General features: G+C 47.2%; 10 protein-coding genes. All 10 read right to left on the minus strand.

Annotated features, from left to right (window positions below):
* Window positions 1–171: 171 nt before the first annotated feature.
* Window positions 172–1833 carry a hypothetical protein gene (locus tag AC1XUF_RS22600; RefSeq protein WP_483344114.1) on the minus strand — a complete coding sequence of 554 codons (1662 nt, stop codon included), beginning with the start codon at window positions 1831–1833 and terminating at the stop codon, window positions 172–174.
* Between the two features lie 164 nt (window positions 1834–1997).
* Window positions 1998–5174, minus strand: a complete 3177-nt coding sequence (locus AC1XUF_RS22605) for a PVC-type heme-binding CxxCH protein (RefSeq protein ID WP_483344115.1) — start codon at window positions 5172–5174, stop codon at window positions 1998–2000.
* A 44-nt stretch (window positions 5175–5218) separates the two neighbouring features.
* Window positions 5219–6088, minus strand: coding sequence for a ThuA domain-containing protein (locus AC1XUF_RS22610; RefSeq protein ID WP_483344116.1), 870 nt, complete (start codon window positions 6086–6088; stop codon window positions 5219–5221).
* A gap of 173 nt (window positions 6089–6261) precedes the next feature.
* Window positions 6262–6687 carry a DUF6157 family protein gene (locus AC1XUF_RS22615; RefSeq protein WP_483344117.1) on the minus strand — a complete coding sequence of 142 codons (426 nt, stop codon included), beginning with the start codon at window positions 6685–6687 and terminating at the stop codon, window positions 6262–6264.
* 13 nt (window positions 6688–6700) lie between these two features.
* Complete coding sequence (locus AC1XUF_RS22620) at window positions 6701–7441, minus strand: hypothetical protein (protein WP_483344118.1); 741 nt, start codon at window positions 7439–7441, stop codon at window positions 6701–6703.
* A 671-nt stretch (window positions 7442–8112) separates the two neighbouring features.
* Window positions 8113–9420: a vanadium-dependent haloperoxidase gene (locus AC1XUF_RS22625; RefSeq protein ID WP_483344119.1), complete on the minus strand. Its 1308-nt coding sequence runs from the start codon at window positions 9418–9420 to the stop codon at window positions 8113–8115.
* An 8-nt stretch (window positions 9421–9428) separates the two neighbouring features.
* On the minus strand, window positions 9429–12749 hold the full coding sequence (locus AC1XUF_RS22630) for a VCBS repeat-containing protein (RefSeq protein WP_483344120.1): 3321 nt from the start codon (window positions 12747–12749) through the stop codon (window positions 9429–9431).
* A 92-nt stretch (window positions 12750–12841) separates the two neighbouring features.
* Entirely contained in the window at window positions 12842–16180 is a 3339-nt protein-coding gene (locus AC1XUF_RS22635; RefSeq protein WP_483344121.1) for a VCBS repeat-containing protein, read from the minus strand.
* 106 nt (window positions 16181–16286) lie between these two features.
* A complete protein-coding gene (locus AC1XUF_RS22640) occupies window positions 16287–17858 on the minus strand; it encodes a SusD/RagB family nutrient-binding outer membrane lipoprotein (protein WP_483344122.1) in 1572 nt (523 codons plus the stop codon).
* Between the two features lie 26 nt (window positions 17859–17884).
* Window positions 17885–20950, minus strand: a complete 3066-nt coding sequence (locus AC1XUF_RS22645; RefSeq protein ID WP_483344123.1) for a SusC/RagA family TonB-linked outer membrane protein — start codon at window positions 20948–20950, stop codon at window positions 17885–17887.
* Window positions 20951–21044 lie beyond the last annotated feature (94 nt).

Here is a 21044-nt window from a genome sequence, read left to right on the forward strand (position 1 = left end):
GATACGATTTTTTTGTCGTTTAACCTAGTGTTTACGATACAGAAGCGAGCTAAAAAAGGCTACTTTCCCATTATTTTGGCTTCCCGAATTCCGGGCGCGTAAATAGGAGATTTTTTATATTGTAGAATGTGAAAACCGGGCGAAATGAAAGATTTCCGGCAAAAAACCGGCTTATCGTTGCGTGCCGACAGCGGCGTTAATGGTGATTTGCGCTGTCGTCCAGGAAAGTCTGTTATTTCGTAAAACAGCGATCTGATAATTTCCCGGCAGGATATTTTCCGTCAGAAATTCCAGCGTAAACCCGGGTTTAAACCAGGTACCGGTCTTTAAAAAATCGACGATACCGCTGTGGTTTTTTCTGCTCGCAAGCCAGTAGCCTTCCGGGTTGTTTGGGGATTTTAGAAAAATAAAAACATTCCTGTCCGTGATGTCGCGATTCGACAATGTCACATAATTCCGGAAGTAGCTTTTGCTAGCATCTCTTTCCTCCCTGACAACTAGATCATACTTTAAATCCACACTCTGGTCCAGCTTGCTACCTTGTTTGATGCTGGTGAAATGGTCCCGGGAAATACAAATGCCCTTGCTGACCGCCCGCTGATATCCCGACCGGATATTATCATTAAATGAAGCACCATAGTAGAGAAAATTCTGATGGTGCGTCCAGTTTGTGTCGTCGGCAAGCAGGCCGTCACGGCGATAGAGAATTTCTTCATGGTACGTAAAATAGCTCAGTAGATTGAACACAACCCCGACAGCAATACCGGCAAAACCCACTGTCCTCTGCAACCTTCCGGTCAATACCGAAACCACCGACAGATAAACCAGACAGGCAATGAAGGACGAGTAGTGCTGGTAGCGCGGCGCGATAATGGTCTCAATACCTCCCCAGCTTCGCGAAACACTCACCAGCCCGCTAGTAATGGTAAGAAAAGCCAAAATCCCGGCAACCATTTTAACCGACCACGGGAGCGGAACATGCATCTTCCTGAAATGGAAAAACCTGAAAATAACAAAAATCGCAAGTGCCAGGAAAAGAACCATCCCGATCAGCACTGCCGCCCCGGGTGCCATAATCCGAACTTTGCTTAGCGAACCGAAAAAGGCAAAAAAGCATTCGATCAGTCTGACCGGATCGGAGAGACTTTTCATAAAATCGGCATTCTGACCTTTCTGGAAATCCAATAAGTAAATGGTTCCTGTTAAAATCCACCCCAACCCCAGAATTCCCGCCCACTTCCAATTACGGTCGTATAAAACAAACAAAATCGCTATGAGGAAACTAAACAGTCCATTACCATGCGTAAAGGTCGCAATGAGGCAAACCACCAATGCACCAGCATACCGCCCCCTCGCACATAGGTAGCTGAGGACGACAAACCAGAACACAATAACGGATTGCTGAAGAATGCTGATCGACCAGGTGACGTTGTCGTAGTACTGTGGATTCAACAAAATGAGAGGTGCCGGGATAAACAGCCACGCCGCGCTGTGTGTACTACGGAAACCTTTCCAGAAAAACCACAAGATCGAGGCCCACAATATATTTCCCAATAAGATCAGTACCGGCCAGTTGATATAGCCGAAGATCCGATAATTGATATAGGTAATAAGCCTCGGAATAACGATCCTGTGCTCATTGTGCTGCTGAAGAAATAGCCTGACCTTATTTAAAAACTCAGGTTCCTCGCCCACCCAAAGCACTGTTTTGAGTAGATGAAAATCATCGGAAAAAAAGATGTTTTCTGAAAATAGCCAGCTATAAACAAGGTAAAACAAAACCGGCAACAGAATGAGTGGAACTACAACTAAGACTTTGCGCTTTGAAGACATACCAATTGCTTAGAAAAGAACAAATAAATATCATTTTAGGCATTTTAGCTCTAAACAAATCCATTTTTCAGGGAAAACAAAAAACGATAAGGGTTTAATGTGAACTTTAAATAGCTCAACACCAAACCCTTATCGAATAGTAAGAAAACTACCAATACCGTTTTCTACATCTTTTCAAGCGGATGTTCCTTCAGCAGTTGTTCGGGTGAATAGAAATCCTTTTTATTTTCTGTGGATAATCTTACCTGCTTCACCTTACTAGGCGTAATTGCAGTGCCTTTATTTCCGAAAGAATTTCTGACATAAGTCAGCACCGCAGCTACTTCCTCATCTTTAAGCAATCCGCCGAAAGGCGTCATAGGTACCTGCCCAGGATATTTCTGGCCGCCCACTTCGATAGGGCCCAGCAGACCTTTGAGCACCAGCTTGATCAGACGGTCGTCGTTTCCAAGGATCCATTTGTTGGCTGTAAGCGGCGGAAAGCCCGATGCCGCAAGCCCTTTTCCGTCCGGCTGGTGGCAGGTTGAGCAATAACCCTCTCTGGCATAAATCTCTTTACCCATGTTGAAAAGGCTCAGTTCATCACCTTTCAAGCCTGTTTTCGCAACTTCCACTTTTTCTTTTTTGACATTCTCCCCTTTCAGATGGGCTTCCGCCGCCTCATAAGCATAGATCATCCAATCGTCCAGAGGCATTTTCTTGGCTTCCGCCAAAATAGGCAAGCCTTTTTCTTTGCCAATCCACGAAGCCGCAACAATCGCCACCAAACGCACACGGCTGTTTTCGTCCCTTACCGCCTGCATCAACAGATCAGCCTGGTTCGCAACCTGATGACCTGTATAACGCAGTACTTCCACTGCCGCAGCACGGGCGTGATAGTCTTTCGCTTTGAGCATTTGATTCAGCAGTTTCTGATCCACCTTGTCCAGACCCCAGCTCACCCATAGACCCTCCAGAACGTGGTGTTCATATCTCGGATCTTTCTTGTCTAATCCCGCAACCCAGGCTGTCAGTTTTGGTAACACCTGCGCTGCGTCCCTTCCCCGCAATTCTCTCCTGGTACGGTATCTGGTGCGGTATTCAGGCAGTTTAAGGTTGTCCAACAGTTGCTCAATGCTTGCTCCTGCCACTTTTGCAGGAGTTACCAATGGTCTGGATGGATAGGTAATGCGGTAAACACGTCCGTGGGAATGGTCACGCAAAGGATCACGCGCATTGTGCTGCATGTGCCCGATCAGGATGTTGTGCCAGTCGATCACATAAAGGGACCCGTCGGGCGCAAATTCCATATCCACGGGACGGAAGTTCCTGTCCTCGCTCACCACCAGATCCTGGCGGTGGTGGCTTTTGTAACCCGTGCCCTCGTCAGTCAATGTATGTTCTTTGGTACCCAAAAACCCAATGGTATTGTTGATCAGAAAATCTCCCTGCAATTCGTCCGGAAAATGACGGCTCGACACGAATTCCAATCCCGATGTCGGCCGGACACGATGCTTTTCTTCAATCAGCTGCACCCCTTTGTGCGTAGCTTCGCCATACCTCGGCAGTACACTTCCGGGCAACATCCAGCGCACATCCGGACTTGAAGTTTCGGCAAAAAATGGCTGTCCCCAGTCATCAAAGGCAATTCCCCAGGGGTTCGGGATCGATAACTGCGCCGTGCGTTCCAGCTTTTTAAGCTGCGGGGCATAACGGTAAAAACCACCGTTTGTAGCCCTCACCGGCCCATAGGATGTTTCTACGTTGGTATGCAAAAACACACCTTCACCTGAATAAATGGCTCCCGACGGATCAACGGTGAAAGCATGACTGTTATGGTGGGTATCATGGTCGTCAAAACCACTCAGCAAAATCTCACTTTTGTCGGCCTTGTCGTCGCCATTGGTATCTGTAAACAGTTTCAGATTTGTTCCCTGGGAAACGTACACTCCTTCCGGTGCGATTTCGAAACCGAGCGGCAAATGCAATTTGTCGGCAAAAATCGTTTGCTTATCCGCTTTGCCATCATTGTTGGTGTCTTCCAGGATAATGATCTTATCGTCAGGCTTGGTGTCCCCTGGTTTGTAGTGCGGATAACTTGGCATGGTAGCGATCCACAAACGTCCCTTGTTGTCAAACGACATTTGCATAGGTTTGGCCAGATCAGGAAATTCTTCTTCCGAGGCAAAGAGCTCAATCTTATATCCGTCCGGGACTTTCAGCTTTTTCACAGCATCCTGACCATACAGGTACTCCAGACTTCCGTTTTTCTCAGGATTGTAGTTGGTTTTGATTTCGGGCAATGGCCTGGTATTTTTATCGGCTGCCGCCACATCCATCTTCTCTCCTTTCGAAGCTGCCAGCCATACTGCCCTATCCCGTATATCCGTCATTTCACGGATTTTCTCGATCTCCGCGGGATAATTATCTTGCCCAAACGGGTTATAACGGCGGCCGTAAACGTGTACGCCATTTGGTATTTTGAAGTCATTATGCCACATCCAGTTCTTTTCCATCACCGCATCGTGCACCAGCTTTCTGTTAGCTTCTGCTTTCAACGACGATTTACCAAAAACCTGGTCTACCAGCAACACGCCTAATTTTTTATATCCTTCTTCATTCAGTTGAGAACCGTCGATCGTCAAATTTTCCTTGGTCTCATGATACCATTTCTGGGAAGGTGTAAAGGCATCCACAAAAAGCACTCCCTTATTTTGATCGACCACTTCTTTCATGGCTTTGGTATACAAGGAAAGGTTCTCGTTTTCCTTCTTACCATTGGGCAGATCAAATTGCGCCGATAAGTCTTCGAATGCAATCGGGGATACAATTGCCAGCTGGGGAGGTGTGCTGCCATTGTATTTCTGGCTCAATGTGTATTTGATAAACGCGTCCAGTTCAGCCTTGTAGTTGGCCAGACCCGCTTTACCTTCAAATGATTCATTATAACCAAAAAAGGCGATGATGACATCCGTTTTCAAACGGGTCAGCCATTGGTCCGGAGTTTCAAAATGCCCCTCGCTTTGGGAAGGATTCGCGAGTTCGGTCTGGAATTTTTCTGCCCCGGGGAATGCCCACGGCGAGTTCCTGCTCGCATGCGGACGGAACCCCGGCGTGTCACCACCGTCGCACATGTTACGTATGTAGAGGTTATTTTCGGGGTACCTCACATGCAATTCGGTTTCAAAGTTATCGTAATTCATCATCCTGGACCCCAGGTTATTACCTAGCAGAATGATGTGAGAACCTTTATTGACCGGAATCGGAACGGGCTGGTTGAACTTGAAAGCACTGAACGCAATGATTGCTAGTCCAAATGCAATTAGCGATACATGAACGCTGATTTTCCTGGGTTTAGACATTTGACAGGTATTCTTAAGTTGGGATTTAGGAAATATAACGGATCTTATTTTGCTTCTCGGTAAGGGACCAGGATGTCCATTTTGCCTTTCCAGGTTTTAGGGATCTTCATACCTAGCTCCCAATGGATCGCATTGATGACCAGCCTCTGGAATGATTCGATGCGAAAATCCTCAGGGTGGCCCAATGTGGTCATAAACACTTTTCCGCCGAAAGAATTGGTACCTGTCCAGGCAACGGGATTTTCAATGGCTTCTTTATCCGGATTGACAGATTTGCCCATCAGCAGCCAGGTCGATCCCTTCACAGGATAGTCAGGCAAAACTCGGTACAACCACGAACGGGCATGAAATGGGCCGGTAACACCGGTGAGGATTGGATTTTTCGCTTGTTCAGGTATGATGGTCACATCCGTGCTGCTGTTATGGCCATAATGGGTGTGTTTTGCGGCACCGCCCCAGCCCGGAGGCGAATTCAGGGCAAATTCCCCGAATGCATTCCATTTCTCGCTTTCGTCGCCTTTCGGAAAATTAAAAGCGTGGGTTGTGGTCCTGAAACCCATCACCGGCTTGCCTTTTTTCAGGTATTCTTCAATGTAAGCGAGTTGATCTTTGGGCAGCTGCCGCCACCGCAGATAAAAAACGGCCAGATCCGCATCTTTCAGTGCTTCCAGGCCGGGAATGTTCTTTTCGCTGTTGTGATCGGGATAGGCTTTCAGAACGATGGTTCTTATGCCGTAATTTTTCTCCAGTTCAGCAGCTACGATCGGAAGGGTTTCCTCTCCGCTATATTCATGGTCACCGGTCACGAAAACGACAAGCGGCCTTTTGTCTTTGGATTGTGCCTGAACACTTTGAGGGACAGCGTAGATGGCGAGGAATAAAAAGAGGCAGGAAATGAACTGACTTATTTTCATCAGGAAAAAATTAAGGATACTTGGTGGTTAGGAATATAATGCAAAACTATGGGCAAACTACTGATAACTATCGGCACGTCTTTTCATAAAATCACGCTGTAGCAAGGCAGTCACAAAAACAAGACTGTTTTGTCCTACTTTTCCCTTACTTTTTTATAGATATTTTAGAATTGTCAAACCCGCTTCGACCGCATTGCCCTGGCGTGCTTCAAATTATTGTCAGATGCAAACTTCTTGTATTCATCCGACTCAACCGGGTAAATAGCAACTTTACCATCCTCATTGCTATGGATACCCCAGCCATAACGTTTGCCAAGAGGGGAACAACGCAGGCAGGGCTGGCCTTTGGAAAAGAATTTTTCTCTTACTTCTTCTAATTCGTTGCGTTTGACTTTATTTTTTGACACGTAAGCTCCAAAGATCACATCGTCGGAGGTGTATTGATAAGGATGGTCATAAATCATGGCAAAATGCAGGACGGCCACCGTCTTTTCTTCAACTTTCTGAGGCGGGATTTCTGCTTTCGTAGCGGGACTGTCCTCCGCAGTTTCGATGAAAGTATTGAAATAATTGGTTGTATGTATCCTTTCTTCTTTCATGGTGCATGCTTCATTACTTCAGAAAACCAACACCTAGCGTCAGTGAAAACCGGGAAAGATCTACGCTGTTGTCTTTTGACAAATGCAGTGTCGCCGTGCTGATCTCCGTTTTTCTTCGCAAGCGATAAATCGCACCCATCATGGCAGTTCCGGTAAGGTTCAGGCTGAATTTTTCGCTAAGACGGTGTTCCAGCCCAACGCTCACGCCCCAGCCCATTGTTTTCCCGTAAAAGGTAAAATGCTCTGCTCCAACACCGGTTTTATTCTGATAGGGTTGATATCCCACTAGCAATGAAGAAAGTACGGAGGTTTGTTGATTTTTAGAAACCGTCCGGTGGGTCAACAAGCCGCTGAAATGCTGTATGGTCACATCTTCGCTCAAGTCGTTCATAGACGCCCTACTCTGGTAGCGTTCATATCTGACCCCAAATCCTACTTTCGGCCACGGGAAATAAGCTAGCCCCCCTCCGAATGCAATGCCCGACTTGAAATTCTTGATGTATTTCTGATTGGCAGCCGTTGTAACGGCGATACCTGTCCGGTACAACCTGTAGCCTACGCCTCCATTGAGGCCGATGCTCCATTTGGGTAAAGCGGATTGCCGGGCTTGTTTTTCCCTGGTTTCTGGTCTCGGATGACTGTCTTCCGTCTCGCCCCCTCTGTCTTTTGCCCATTCGGCCTGTGCAGACTGCGCCTTCAACTGCGGAACAGCGAAACCAAGTATCAGCAATAACTGGGCAAACGTTTTTGTCATTTATTCGGGTGAAGACGGAACTCTCAATTTCAAAACTAGCCATTTCAGACCAAAATTGGCAGTAACTAATGGGTTTATTTCCCGATCAACAAGCTTAATTCTCCTCTTTCTACGCTTTTCGACGATAAGTCCGGTCCATTTGGAAGGAATACCTAAACATACTCATATCGTTGGAATTGGGCATATTCACACCTCTCAATACATGGCTGTAAAAGACCTGGACTATCTTTCAGTCAACAAATCCGTTACTTTTATCAATTTACCTCCGCTGAAAATCAAGTTTATCCGATTTAGAAATAGCGTGTCCGCGTCATGATTTTGGACAATGAGAACAGAATCCGTGGAGGCCGAAATGTTCGATCCATCTTTGCTCGGCTTTCCGCTGTTAAAAATTTTGATCAATTCCCTCAAATCATTTTCAGTATCTGCATATCCCTCCTGCATATAAGTAATCGTAACAGCCTGGTCAGTTACTAAATATGCACTTGATACGATCGTTGCGAACAGCAGTAGCAAACAGATAAAAAAGGCAATTTTCCACTTGTTCATGGTCCTTGAATATCTGGAAAGTACATTTTAAATCCGGAGCTGCCACAGAAAATTTCCCTGTAGCTCTTCTGACTTACCCAGCGTAAATTTTGATGAAATGCGGACGGAATCCGGCCTGGTGCTCAAAGAACCGGCTTCACACCGCTCTTTTTCAACTTTTCCACAATAAAAGCCCCGATTGCTTTTCCCTGTGCCTGGCCATTTTCGATGGCGTCGCGGTAATGTATCCCGCCGTACAAACGCGAAACAGCGGCTTCCTCCGCGGCCAGGCGGAACGATTTGAAATCACGGGTAGGAAGGTCAAAAATGACTTCGGTGTCGTCCCGGAAGGAGAAATTGTCGCCCAATAAATAGGTCAATGTTTCTGAAACGGCGGTGGAAATGACGCTATGCCCGCTGGTGTATTCGGGAAAAGGAGGCGTTTGCAAAAGAGGCGTCCATTTGGGATCGATCGATCGGGCTATGAAAGTTTCTGGCCTGACGCGGCTGCTCCGGTACTTTTCGTCCCAACAACTGATGAACGCGTCCATTAACGTTGCTGCCGCCAGTGCATGTACTACAATTCCCTTATCCAGGTCCAGGTTGGCTTTTGCACTTGCAATTCCAGTGATGTTCATCCAATGCCCACCCGGACTGATCTTTTTAAAGCCGATCGACATATGGCCCGACGTATTGATCGCGAACGGGTTACAGTCCCAGTAAGATGCGATGAGCCTTTCTTTTTCGGTCAGGTTTTTACCGACCAGGTACACTTCCCGGGCCAGCTTGTAAAATTCGCTGGTACTATCCTTGCTGAAGGCAACCGGAGGTTTTGGCACAAACTGGTTGCATGAGTCGATCAGCATCGGACGGATCGTCTTCCAATGCGGCTCAATGCCTTCGATATAACCCGGGGGGGTGGGATACCAGAATGCGTCGCCCTTTTTAGGTCGGTACCTGACCCGGGTGCTCAGTTTGAGATAACCATCTGTCGCGGCATTGGCAGCTATTTTTTTCGCCACTTCCTGCGCAACCAGCATGGCCTTATCGATCGTTTCCTGCGAATGCCCCTCCCGCAGCAAATCGATGATCAGTTTTTTCTGGTCTTCTTCGAGCATTGAGCCCGACGGCAAGATCAGCCGGCCTGTTTCCAGAATACAGTAAAGCGCCGCGATCCGATAGTCGTAGTCTTTGGATGCTTCGATGGAGATCGGTTTAATGCTCGGAATAAAGGTGGTGGGCGACGTGACCTGCTTGTTGTTTTGCGCCACGATTTCATAAGCACCCATCATACAATACGTATAAAACCGCGAAGCAGCAGGTGGGTTTACAACATCATGGATCATCACCATGGTTACCGAAAATACCGCCGGCTGTAAATGTGCGCGCAGTTCATCTTTGACGATATCGGCGAACGATAACTGGCAGCTGAGCAATATGAGGGTTATCATTCTAAGCATTACTTTCCTTCATTTCTGTAAAACTGTAGGGCCTCATTGAACGCCCCTACCACAACATAAGGCTTCCTGCGGATCGTCAGATTGACAGCCGACTTCACATCCCCTTTTACCGATAAGCCGGACAACGGCTGGCCCTGATAAGTAAATCTGCCCTTTCCATCGCCAGTAAGCAGGCAACCATAATTTGCGTCCATACTCCCCAGCTTCAAGCGGTTATCCGTTTTATTTCCCAGCAGGAGTAAATCCTTAGTACCGTCCTTGTCATAATCCTGCACAAGGATCGCCGTGACTGGCGAAAATTGCGCCTGTAAGGGCAAAGGAAGTTTTTCAAATTTCCCTCCCATATTCAAAAATAGAACAGTTCTTATTTCCCTGGCTTCCAGCCGGGTTGCTTTGTCCAATTCGGCTTGTGAAAACACTTCCCTGATCGAAGCATTTGCATAGTCCTTGTAAAAGCCGAACTTCTTGCGCATCGGATAAATCTGGTCGTTCAGTTCGTCGCGGCTTACAAATGGATAGGACTTTCCCTGGACATAGAAATTGAAGAAGGGGTCAATGGAGCCGTTTTTATCAAAATCGGCAAAATAGAGCTCAGCAGGCTGTTCTTTAGAAGCCTTAATCTGCGAATTCTGTCCGAGATTGCCTGCAACCATATCCGGCTTGCCGTCGCCATCCAGGTCCTCTATTTTCAATGCCGACCAAAAGCCGGTTTCCTCATCCTTGAAGAACTTCGAAGTCGTGTCCTCAAAATCCTTTCCGTTGAAACTAAATACCTTCACCGGCATCATTTCACCGACTATGACCAGCTCCGCTCTTCCATCGGCATCCAGATCCGCCCATTGCGCATCAGTAACCATGCCCACCTTGAAAAATGGTGATTCTTTGATTGTATAAGTCCCCTTTCCGTCATTTATCAGCAGGAACGAGACAGGAGATTCGGGATACCTGCCGGGAATGATGCGCCCCCCGACAAACAGGTCCAGGTCGCCGTCATGATCAAAATCAAATGGCCGCGCGCACGATTTGCTGCAGGCTTTCATGTTTGGGATCGATAGTACCGATAAATTCAGTTTACCTGTTCCATCGCTGAGGTAAATCTCGTCCTGCAATGAAATGGTATTGGGTTCAAACATCGAATATCCACCTTTTGCAATATAGAGATCGTCAAAACCATCACCGTTTGCATCAAAAAAGACCACGGAAGAAGTGGCAGAAATGTGCTCGTCGCCTACTGCGAAGCCCGGCATTTCTTTGAAAGAACCACTGGCGCCCTGCAACCAGATTTTGGCTTGCTTATTTTGGTCGCCACTGACAAAAATATCTTCCAGTCCATCTTTATTCACATCCCCTTTTGCCACCACCGGCCCGGTTTGCGAATACATGGTGAGCATCAGCGGCTGCCTTTTGAAATCATTTTCATTAAAGCCTTCGTGCTGGTAAGAGATGATACTGGTGTCTTTCTGAAACAATGGCACCGGTTTTTCTGGAGCAGCCCTTTTTCCGGCCCTGCTATGGTCTTGTTTTTGAACAATAAGCAACTGATTAGCCTGCACATCCTTTTTTACTTCCCAGGTTCCGTCCGGCCAGATGATTTTCATAGAATCTGCCAAGGTTTCCTTACCCAAACCGAAATGCAGCCGTAGCGGCGTGCAGGACAGATAGCCCCTGTTTGGGTTTAGCTCCTGGTACTGCATTTTGCTTTTAGTAAAAACATAAACCCTCGCCCCAATGCTGTTTTCATTGGCTGATTTTTGTACCAGCCTGAGCTGCAGCCAGGTACTGCCGGCTTGCTCCACTGCCATATTCTGGTATACAAATGCGGGATCGTTGATGTTGTTCACTACCAGATCAAGATCGCCATCGTTATCCAGGTCGGCGTATACTGCCCCGCTCGAAACCGCAGGTTCCAGCATTCCCCATTCCTCCTGTTTTTTACTAAAAGTGAGATCCTGGTTATTGCGGAAAATATAATTGGCAAGCTTTGTAGAAGGCATTGCCCTTACGAGATCCATCAGCCGAAATGGCTCTTTGTCCACTGCCCTCTTGAATTTATAATCGCCCCAGTACTTGAGAAAATCTTTATTGGTATAATCTCTCAGATAACCGTTTGAAACAAAAAGATCCTTGAAACCATCGTTATCGAAATCGGCGAAAAGCGGGCTCCAGCTCCAATCCGTATTCGAAACGCCCGCTATCTGAGCGATTTCGCTGAAAGTGCCGTCACCATTGTTCAACTGTAGCATATTGCGCATATACTGCTTGTGCAGGTTCTGCTGCTGCATCAGCTCGAAAGATTCGTAATTTTCCTGCAGCTGCAGGAGCTTCTGGCGCTGGTTATCTTCGGGAAGCATGTCCAGCGACATGATATCGGGCAAACCATCATTATTAAAATCAGCGATATCGATTCCCATTGAAAACTGGGCAATATGCCGGAAATACTGCTGGGTAACGTCCTTGAAAGTCCCGTCCTGATTATTAATATAGAGGTAATCAGATTCGTTGTAGTCGTTTGTGACGTAGATGTCTTCCCATCCGTCCTGGTTCACATCCGAGATTGCAATACCCAGGCCGAATGTCAGCGGATACTGATGTATCCCGGCCTTTTGGGTTACATCTACGAAATGGTTTTTCTGGTTTTCAAAAAGCTTATTGCCGGCCAGCGCATCCGTCTCTGTTTTGAATTTGGCAAGCTCCATATTGTCAATTTTTTTGATGCTATGGTTCAGAAGCATCATATCCAGGTCGCCGTCATTGTCATAATCAAAAAAAGCCGCCTGCGTACTGTAACTGACGTTGTCCAGGCCGTACTGTGCAGCTTGTTCAACAAATTTCAGGTTCCCCTGGTTGATGAAAAGCTGGTTTTTGCGTTTTTCGTCGTCGACTTTCCCCGAATAACAAATATGAATATCCAATAAGCCGTCTCCATTGACATCAGCCATGGTAACCCCGGTTTTCCAGCCGCCTTTCCTGCCTTCCAAACCTTTACCCGCAGCCGATGTAATGTCCTTGAATTTCAGTGCCTGGCCTTTCGCAGCGCCCATATTCAGATACAGCTTATTCGGCCCCATATTGGATGTCAGGAAAAGGTCGTCGAAACCATCATTATTCAGGTCGCCCACTGCCACACCGCCGCCATTGTAAAAATATTCGTAGGACATCACGTTCTGGCTTTCATCTTCATTGATGATATTGGTGAATTCGATGCCGGTTTGTTTTGGCGGGAGAAGCTTAAATAAAGGTTGCTGCGCCCCGACAGTTGAACACGAAAATGCCAGAAAGAACAGTACAAGAAAGTAACGGCGGCGCTCTTTGATGTTCATTAATTTGCTTATACCGGTTTCTGAAAACAGGAAGATTTATTGGAAGTAAAAAACTTCAACTTTTGGTTGAAGTTAAAACTTAGCTTACTCATTTATTTGAAAGAGGAGAGAATTTTTTGAGTATGTTCATCTTTTACGGGTTGTAACCGGTATCCGATCAGGTTCGCGTTGTTCAATGCGCCCAGTAAAAAAGTCTGGCCTGATTTCGTCAGAACCGCCAGGTCGCGCACGTCTCCATTTACGTAAAAGCCGCTTTTTGACTGTGGCAGGTAACCAAAATCCAGGGCACCTTTATTCAGAAAAACCTGCAGTAAGTTTGCATCATTTTTCCCGATCCTTACCCGGGTTTGTTTCAGGTTACCACCCAGCACCAGGTCGGGCTTGCCATCGGCGTTCATATCCGAAATGGAAATAGCGTAAACGGGGGCAAACTGTGCCTCAATAGGCAATGGATGAAATACCAGCTTGCCTGCCTTGTTTTCGAGGATACCGCTCCTGAACTCCCTCGCTGAAAGTTTCTGCGCCGCTTTCAGCTTTTCGGCGGGAAGCATTTCTTCCAGACTGGCTTTAGAGTACAAAACATAATTGGTGTATTTCTTTTTAAGCGAAGGAATCTGGTCCAATAGCTCGTCCCTGCTTGCATAAGGGAATTCTTTTCCGTTTTCGGTGACACTGATGATCGGAACAATCCGGTTCAGGTTATCAAAGTCGGCAGCATAAATGGACAGGCCTTCAGGCGAAGTGAGGTTCCATTGCCAGTTGGTCCCCATATTGCCTACCACGAAATCCATATCGCCGTCGCCGTCGAGGTCTGCTGCTTTCAGTGCATTCCAGCAGCCATGGAGAGATGCCATGCCCCAGGCTTCACTCGCATTGGTTAGTTTTCCCTTATTATTATTAAAAACTTGTACAGCACTCCAATCGCCGGTAAGTACCAGCTCGGGATATCCGTCCTTGTTCAGGTCCTGAAACAATGCATCGGTGATCATACCAGCCTGCTTCAACTGCGGTGCAAGCGCAGCAGTTCCGTCACTGAATTTACCCTTTCCGTCATTAACCAGTAAAATTCCACCCATACTTTCCGGAAAACGGCCGGGCGTTACCCGGGCGCCCAAAAACACGTCCTGATCTCCATCTTTATCTACATCTGCGACAGCCAGCGCTGCGGCATTCGTCCCGACTGCCGGCAATTCGGTTTTCTTCCAGACACCCCTGTCGTTGATGTATAAACGCGGCAGCAAAAGCGGGTCATTTATACTCAGCTCGTAACCTGCGCTGGTCACGAGCAAATCAGCATCGCCATCCTGGTCGGCGTCGAAAAATTCCATATCAGCATCTTCAAACGCAGCATCCGCTTCAAATGCAGGTTGTGCGGATTTAGAATATTTGCCACCGGAACTCAAAAATAGGGCTCCCGCCTGTCCCCTGCCTCCTCCTACATAAAAATCGTCCGTACCATCCCCGTTCACATCCTTTTGAGCAAAATGCGGCCCCTGATACGACAACATATTGGGAAGTAATGTCTGGATCCGGAAATCATTGCGGATATCCTCGTTGTGTTTGAAATCGATCAGACTTGTCGGCTGCCACATCGCGTCTGACAGTACAGCCGGCACACTGGGATATTTTTTAGCATCGCTGTATTTCACCGTAACAGTTTTGCCGAAGTCCGGCTTTTTCAAAACCTGCCTGCTTCCATCCGCCCAGTTTACCACCAGAGAGTCGATATGCTGGTCATTACCCAAACCAAAATGAACAAGGTCCCATTGCGCAGACTGGAAACCCCTCACAGGCATAAAAGTCTGCGTCTGAGACAAAGTATCTGAATATAAATCAAGTTTAGTACCTGCAAGCAAGGCATACTTAGGAGATTCCAGCTTTATGTTGAAATGCTTATTCTTCAGCTTGGTATCTGCATTGTTGCGGTATACGAAGGCTTTCTGGTTTACATTGCTCGTTACCAGGTCCAGGTCGCCGTCATTGTCAAGGTCGGCATACACCGCGCCGTTCGACTGGTTGTTTTCTTCAAACCCCCATTCTTTTATTTTTTTGATAAAAGTCAGGTTCTTCTGGTTTTGAAATATATAATCCGGCTCGTTAATCGGCGGCATTTCGGCAATGATCTCCATTTGCGTTGGCGCCTTACTGCCCTGTCCGGCCTTCACCTGAACATCTGTCGAATATTTCAGGAACTCCATATTGGTGTAGTCCCTGGCATAGCCGTTGGAAACAAAAATGTCTTTCCATCCGTCATTATCGAAGTCGGCCATTAATGCTGCCCAACTCCAGTCTGTATTGGAAACGCCTGCTAGCTGGCCAATTTCGCTGAAAACGGGCACACCACTGGCATTGACGCCATTGTTCAACTGGAGCATATTTCGCATCGTCTGGTCGTGGAACCCGGCACGGAGCAATTGCTGGTATTTATCGTAATTATCATCGCCGGCGGTGAGCTTAAGGCGCTCATTGGAAGCAGGGAGCATGTCAAGTGTCAGGATATCCGCTAATCCGTCATTATTCAAGTCTGCGGCGTCTGTACCCATGGAGTATAACGACACGTGCCCGGTAGCTTCACGGATCACTTCTCTAAATTTCCCGTTTTTCTGGTTGAGGTACAGGTAATCGTTCTCGTTATAGTCATTGGAAATGTAAATATCCTGCCAGCCATCGCTGTTGAAATCATTGATATTTACACCCAAACCAAAACTTAAGACATTGGAAACGATGCCCGAAGAATCGGTAACATTGGTAAATTTCCCGCCATCGTTTCTCAGGAGCTTATTTCCATAAGCTTCGTTCCTTTGCTGACGGTAGTTCCCCAACAAGTTGCTGAAACCAGCATATTTCTGAACGGAGTGGTTCAATAAAAAACAATCGGTATCACCGTCGCGGTCATAATCAAAAAAAACAGCCTGAGTTGTGTAAGAAGGATCATTCAAGCCATATTCTGCCGCTTTTTCTGTAAATGTAGGAATGCCGTCCGCTGTTTTTCCATTGTTGACGTACAAGAGCTTTGTCCTGAGCCTCGGGTCTTGTGCGCCGGCGCGGCATACGTAAATATCGATCCAGCCATCATCATTGATATCGACCAGCGATACGCCCGTTTTCCACCCCTCGTTCAAAGCAGTTCCCGACTTTTCGGAAACATCTTCAAATTCAAGATCACCTTTGTTAATATACATTTTGTTGGCGACCATGTTTCCTGTAAAATACAGGTCAATAAGCCCATCGTTATTGAAATCCGCAGCGGCTATTCCACCTCCATTGTAAAAATAGCCATATTCCAGAACGTTATTGGACTCGTCCTCGTCAATGTAATTGTTAAAATCGATCCCCGTTTTATCGGACTTCAGCAGTGTGAAAAGCGTATCCTTTGATTGACAGGACGTAAGCAGAATAATAAAGAAAAATAAAATGCGGCTACTTTTCATTAGGTCGAATGATACTGATGTATTACAAAAAAAGACAGAATCCCCTTCATAACAAAAGGCAGGCACAAGGCCTGCCTTTTTGCTAACGTTTAACGCGCCACAGGGATTAGTTTTTGTCCCACCACAGCGGCGTGCTTGCTTTATCGGGACCACCCAATAATTTAACAGCATCCTGAACGGCCTTTGCGTTGGTTTCCTTTTCCGACGTAATGAACGGGATCCTTCTCAAAACCGCTCCTGCCGGCACATCCTCATTTTCAGAGTTTACTACGGGATAAAGTTTCGGGAAACGTGTTCTTCTGTATTCTGCCCATGCTTCCATACCATCCGGATACAGCGCCAGCCATTTTTGCGTGCCAATTTTTTCCCGTTTTACAGCGTCGGTAGCGGCGTCATCCCATTTAATGGCAATGTCAGACAATGCAGGTGAATTCTGCTGATCACCGGGAGCAACCGGCTTTGCCGAACTGTTGATATATGCTGTAACTGCTGCCCCACTCACACCCCATTGTGCCATAGAGGCTGCAATACCTTTTTCGTACAGATCCTTGGGAGTTCCACCCATGTTCCATCCGTTCAGGGCACCCTCTGCCCGAAGGAAGTATGCTTCCGCAGTATGCAAGATATTCTGTGGCGTTTCAAAATTCGTGTTCCAGGCAGCTCCCGATCCTGTTACCCAGCGTGTTCCCACGTTCGCGTTGTCGTCGTTAAGGTTTTTAGGGAGTGCCAGCTGTGCAGGGGTGAGTCCGTTGCGCAAGCCGTCATAGGCTTTGGTAGTGGTTGCCGGCTGGAAATAAACCCCGATCCGCGGATCCTCGAAACCTTTCAGTACCGACTCCATAGAAGCGCTCATACGGAATTCATTCCAGACCGCGATCCGGCTTAATCCGTTTCCATCATCTCCCACCAGTTTTTTAACCATATAGGCATCGTCCGCCACTTCGGTCATGACACCGCCTGCATACGCCGCCTCAGCCTGTTTCTTGGCTTCTGCTGGATCTACTTTTGATATCCGCAATGCCAGACGAAGACGTAGTGTATTCGCAAATTTGATCCATTTGGTGACGTCACCAGCATAAATTAAATCAAAAGTACCATAGGGCTTGGCATTCGCATTGGCCTTCAAAGCAGCAGTTGCTGCGTCCAGACGGACAAAGAAGTCTTTATAGATATCTGCCTGCGCGTCGTACTTTACACTGATGGCCGGAACACCTGCATCAAAATACGGAACAGGGCCGTAGTAATCTGTAAGCCGGTGAAATGCGAAAACCCACATGACATTGGCCAGTGCATATTCCGCTGAACCAGGATCAGTTTGTTCAAAAAGAGTTTTCAGCTGGGGCACCACCTGGGTATAAATCGGGTTCCAGTGACCAGTCAGCCAGTCATAACGCATAACAAAGCGGTCTGAAGGAAAATAAGTGGCTGTGGTAGCGAAATACTGGGCGTAAAGGTCCGCGAAGAGATTTTGTGCGATCTGGTAAGTACCGCTCTGATACGACGCCTGCTGCTCTGCGCGCGAAAAAAGAAACGGCAGCTCATCCTCCGAAAGCGTAGTGAGCTTCGTCTTGCTCGTATTCATCTCCTCAAAATCCCCGGTACAAGCCTGCTGAAGACCCGCCATGCCGATTAGCATTCCGGCACATGCAAGTTTTTTATATGTATTTAAAATATTCATTTTGCTATCGAAAGAAGTGGTTTTTACTAAAATCCTAGTTTCAGATTCAATCCGATTGTCCTTGTGGAAGGAAGGTTTCCATACTCAATACCCTGGAAGTTACCAGCGCCCAGGTTCACATCAGGGTCAAACGGCAGCTTGCGTTTTTTTACGCCCGGAATGTCCATGGTTGCGGAGCCTCTGTAGATAAAGAACAGGTTGCGCGCGATAAACGACAGCCTCGCCGATTTGATGAAGAAGCCTGTTCCGGTAGGGATGTCGTAACCCACAGTCAGCTCTCTCAAACGAACATTGGTTGCGGAGTAGGTAAAAAATTCACCCCAGGAGTAACGACCGCCTGATACGGTAGTCCAGAAAGTCTCAGCGTTGATCGCTGTTGTGTTAGTCTCTCCGGTAGACGTTACGCCCGGCAGTACCCAGCCTCCGTCGCGATGGTCGGTCGTGAAATCACCGGTCCCATCAAATGCGAGGTTTGCTGCTGTTCCTGAAGTCATTACCCCGCCAAACCGGCCATCGATCAGGAAGCTGGCCGAGAAGCGCTTGTATTTGAAGGTGTTACTCAAACCGGCAGTCAGCTTGGGGTTGAAATTTCCAATGTACTCATTCTCCGAAGTGACTACTGGTTTTCCACCACCATTGCCTTTGCTGTCAGGAGCGGTAACTACATATTTTCCGGTAAGCGAGTCTGTTTTCCATTTTTGGGCAATCATATCGCCATACGAGCCGCCTTCCTGCACGACCGGCGTCGCTGTGCGGCCAAATCCGCCGCCCAGAAATGCGCGTTTTACATTAGGATCAAGTTTTATAATCTTGTTTTTGTTTCTGGCAAGATTCAATGTCACATCCCAGCTGAAATCCTCGGTTTTTATTGCCTTACCGGTAATGGAGATCTCAAAACCTTTATTGTTGATTTTTCCCGCATTGATAAACTGCTGTGAAAAACCGCTGGCTGGTGCCAGTGAAAGTGACAGTAACTGGTTCACCGTATTCGAATTATAATACGTCACATCCAATCCGAGTTTCCCGCCAAACAAACGCAGGTCAAGTCCGAATTCAGTAGAGGACGAAATCTCCGGCTTCAGATTGGTCGCAGGCTGGGTTGGGTCACGGTAAATATACCCTCCGGTACCTCCCTGGGTGAATGTGTAGGTTTGTGTCAGGAGATAAGGATCTGTGTCATTACCCACTTGCGCCCACGATCCGCGGATTTTTGCAAAACTGATCACATTCGGCAGTTGGAATGCTTCAGAAAGGATCAGGTTAGCGCCAAAGGACGGATAGAAGAAGGAGTATGGTTTCGGCAATGTAGACGACCAGTCGTTCCTTGCAGCCGCATCCACGGTGAAGAAATCCTTATAAGAGAAAGACGCGGTCCCGAAAACATAATGCAGTTCTTTTTCGCTGAAATTGGCAATCTGCGATAGCGAGGACGCAAACGACAGGTCAAACTTGTTAGGCACCAGCAAACCATTTGCGTTACCACCCACCTGTGAATAGCGCTTATAGGTTTGTCCCGCACCAAAGTTGTAGGTCACGTTAATGTTCTCGCCGATTTTATTATTTCCCGAAACGATCAGATCAAGGTTCTTTTCAAGAATGGCAACGGAATAATCCTGGTAAGAACCACCCGGACCAGCAAAAAGCAAGGTATGGTCTGACCAGCTCCTGTTCACGCGGTCATCATAACGGTCAAAGCTGATACGTCCCTGCACATTCAACCAGTCGGTAATGTTGTATTTGGCCGAACCAAGAGCCGTCGTCCGGTTACGTTTTTCGTCATCCGACGTTTTGTTGATCGTCCAATAAGGATTCATGTAGATAGAAGACGATGTCCAGTAAGTAGGCTGGCCCGCAGCGTCCTCGTACGCCTTATAAGTATTCAGATCAACACTTCTCGGCACCTTGTAAACGTTCATGACCGTACCGCTTTCTTCACCGGACCTGGGTTTGTTCTTGATATCCTGGTTCACGTAGGTGATTTTCGCATCGGTTGAAAAACGTTTCGTCAACTGGGTGCCAATGCGTAGGTTAAATGTATGACGCGCCAGGCTGTTATTTGGAATAATACCCTGTACATTATTATATGCATAAGAGGTATAAGTCTGAACCTTGTCTGTTCCCGCTGAAATACCGAAGGAATTATTGGTTGTCACGCCTGTGCGGAAGAAATTCTTCACATTATCGGGGAATGTCGTAGTGGCAGGTCCCCAGCTGCCATAAGAGTTGGAGGTAGCCCCGCCTGCGCCTTGTCCGTAAGTATTCTGGAATTTTGGAAGCAGAAAAGGATTTTCAATTACAACACCCGAGTTGACGTTTGCGGTTACCGCGCCTGCCTTACCTTTTTTGGTGGTAATCATCACTACTCCGTTTGCGGCACGGCTACCATAAAGTGCCGATGCGGCTGCGCCCTTCAACACGTTCATTGACTCGATATCGTCCGGGTTGATGTTCGACGCACCATCACTGCCGTTTGTTCCACCGAAATCATTTCCAACCTGCCCCTGAACAGTGTTATCGATCGGAACACCGTCCACCACAAACAGAGCATTGTTATTTCCACTGATGGAACGGTTACCGCGAAGCACAACACGTGTTGCTGATCCGGGGCCGCTGGCTCCCTGCGTTACGACAATACCCGCTACTTTACCTGAAAGGGTGTTCACGAAGTTTGCATCACGTACGTCTGTAAGTTGTTTTCCATCAATCTGCTGCGTTGCATAAGTCAGCGATTTGGCACTTCTTTCAATACCAAGGGCTGTTACCACTACCTCTCCCAGGTTTCTTACGTCCGGATCGAGGCTCACATTCACACTGGCCATGGAGCTGGTTACTGCTACTTCCTTGGCCAGATATCCAACCGAAGAAATGATGAGCGTAGCACCCGAGGCTGACACGCTGATCGAGAAGTTACCGTCAGCATCGCTATTGGTACCTCTTGTAGTTCCTTTAATAAGGATATTAGCCCCTGGCAACCCGGCCCCATTTTCATCGCTCACCTTTCCCGTAACCGGCCGGTCCTGGGCTTGGGATGGTGAAACCAACATTGCTACCGAGAGGAACGTCAGCAGCAAATAGAGTACACTGTTTTTCATAGGTTAATTTGGCTTTTTTAAAATTCCATGAAATTTATAACTAAATAACAACACACGCAATTTATTTGGCAAAATTTAATTGTACTAAACTAAT

This window comes from Dyadobacter sp. HNCC25DJ185, from assembly GCF_056895195.1.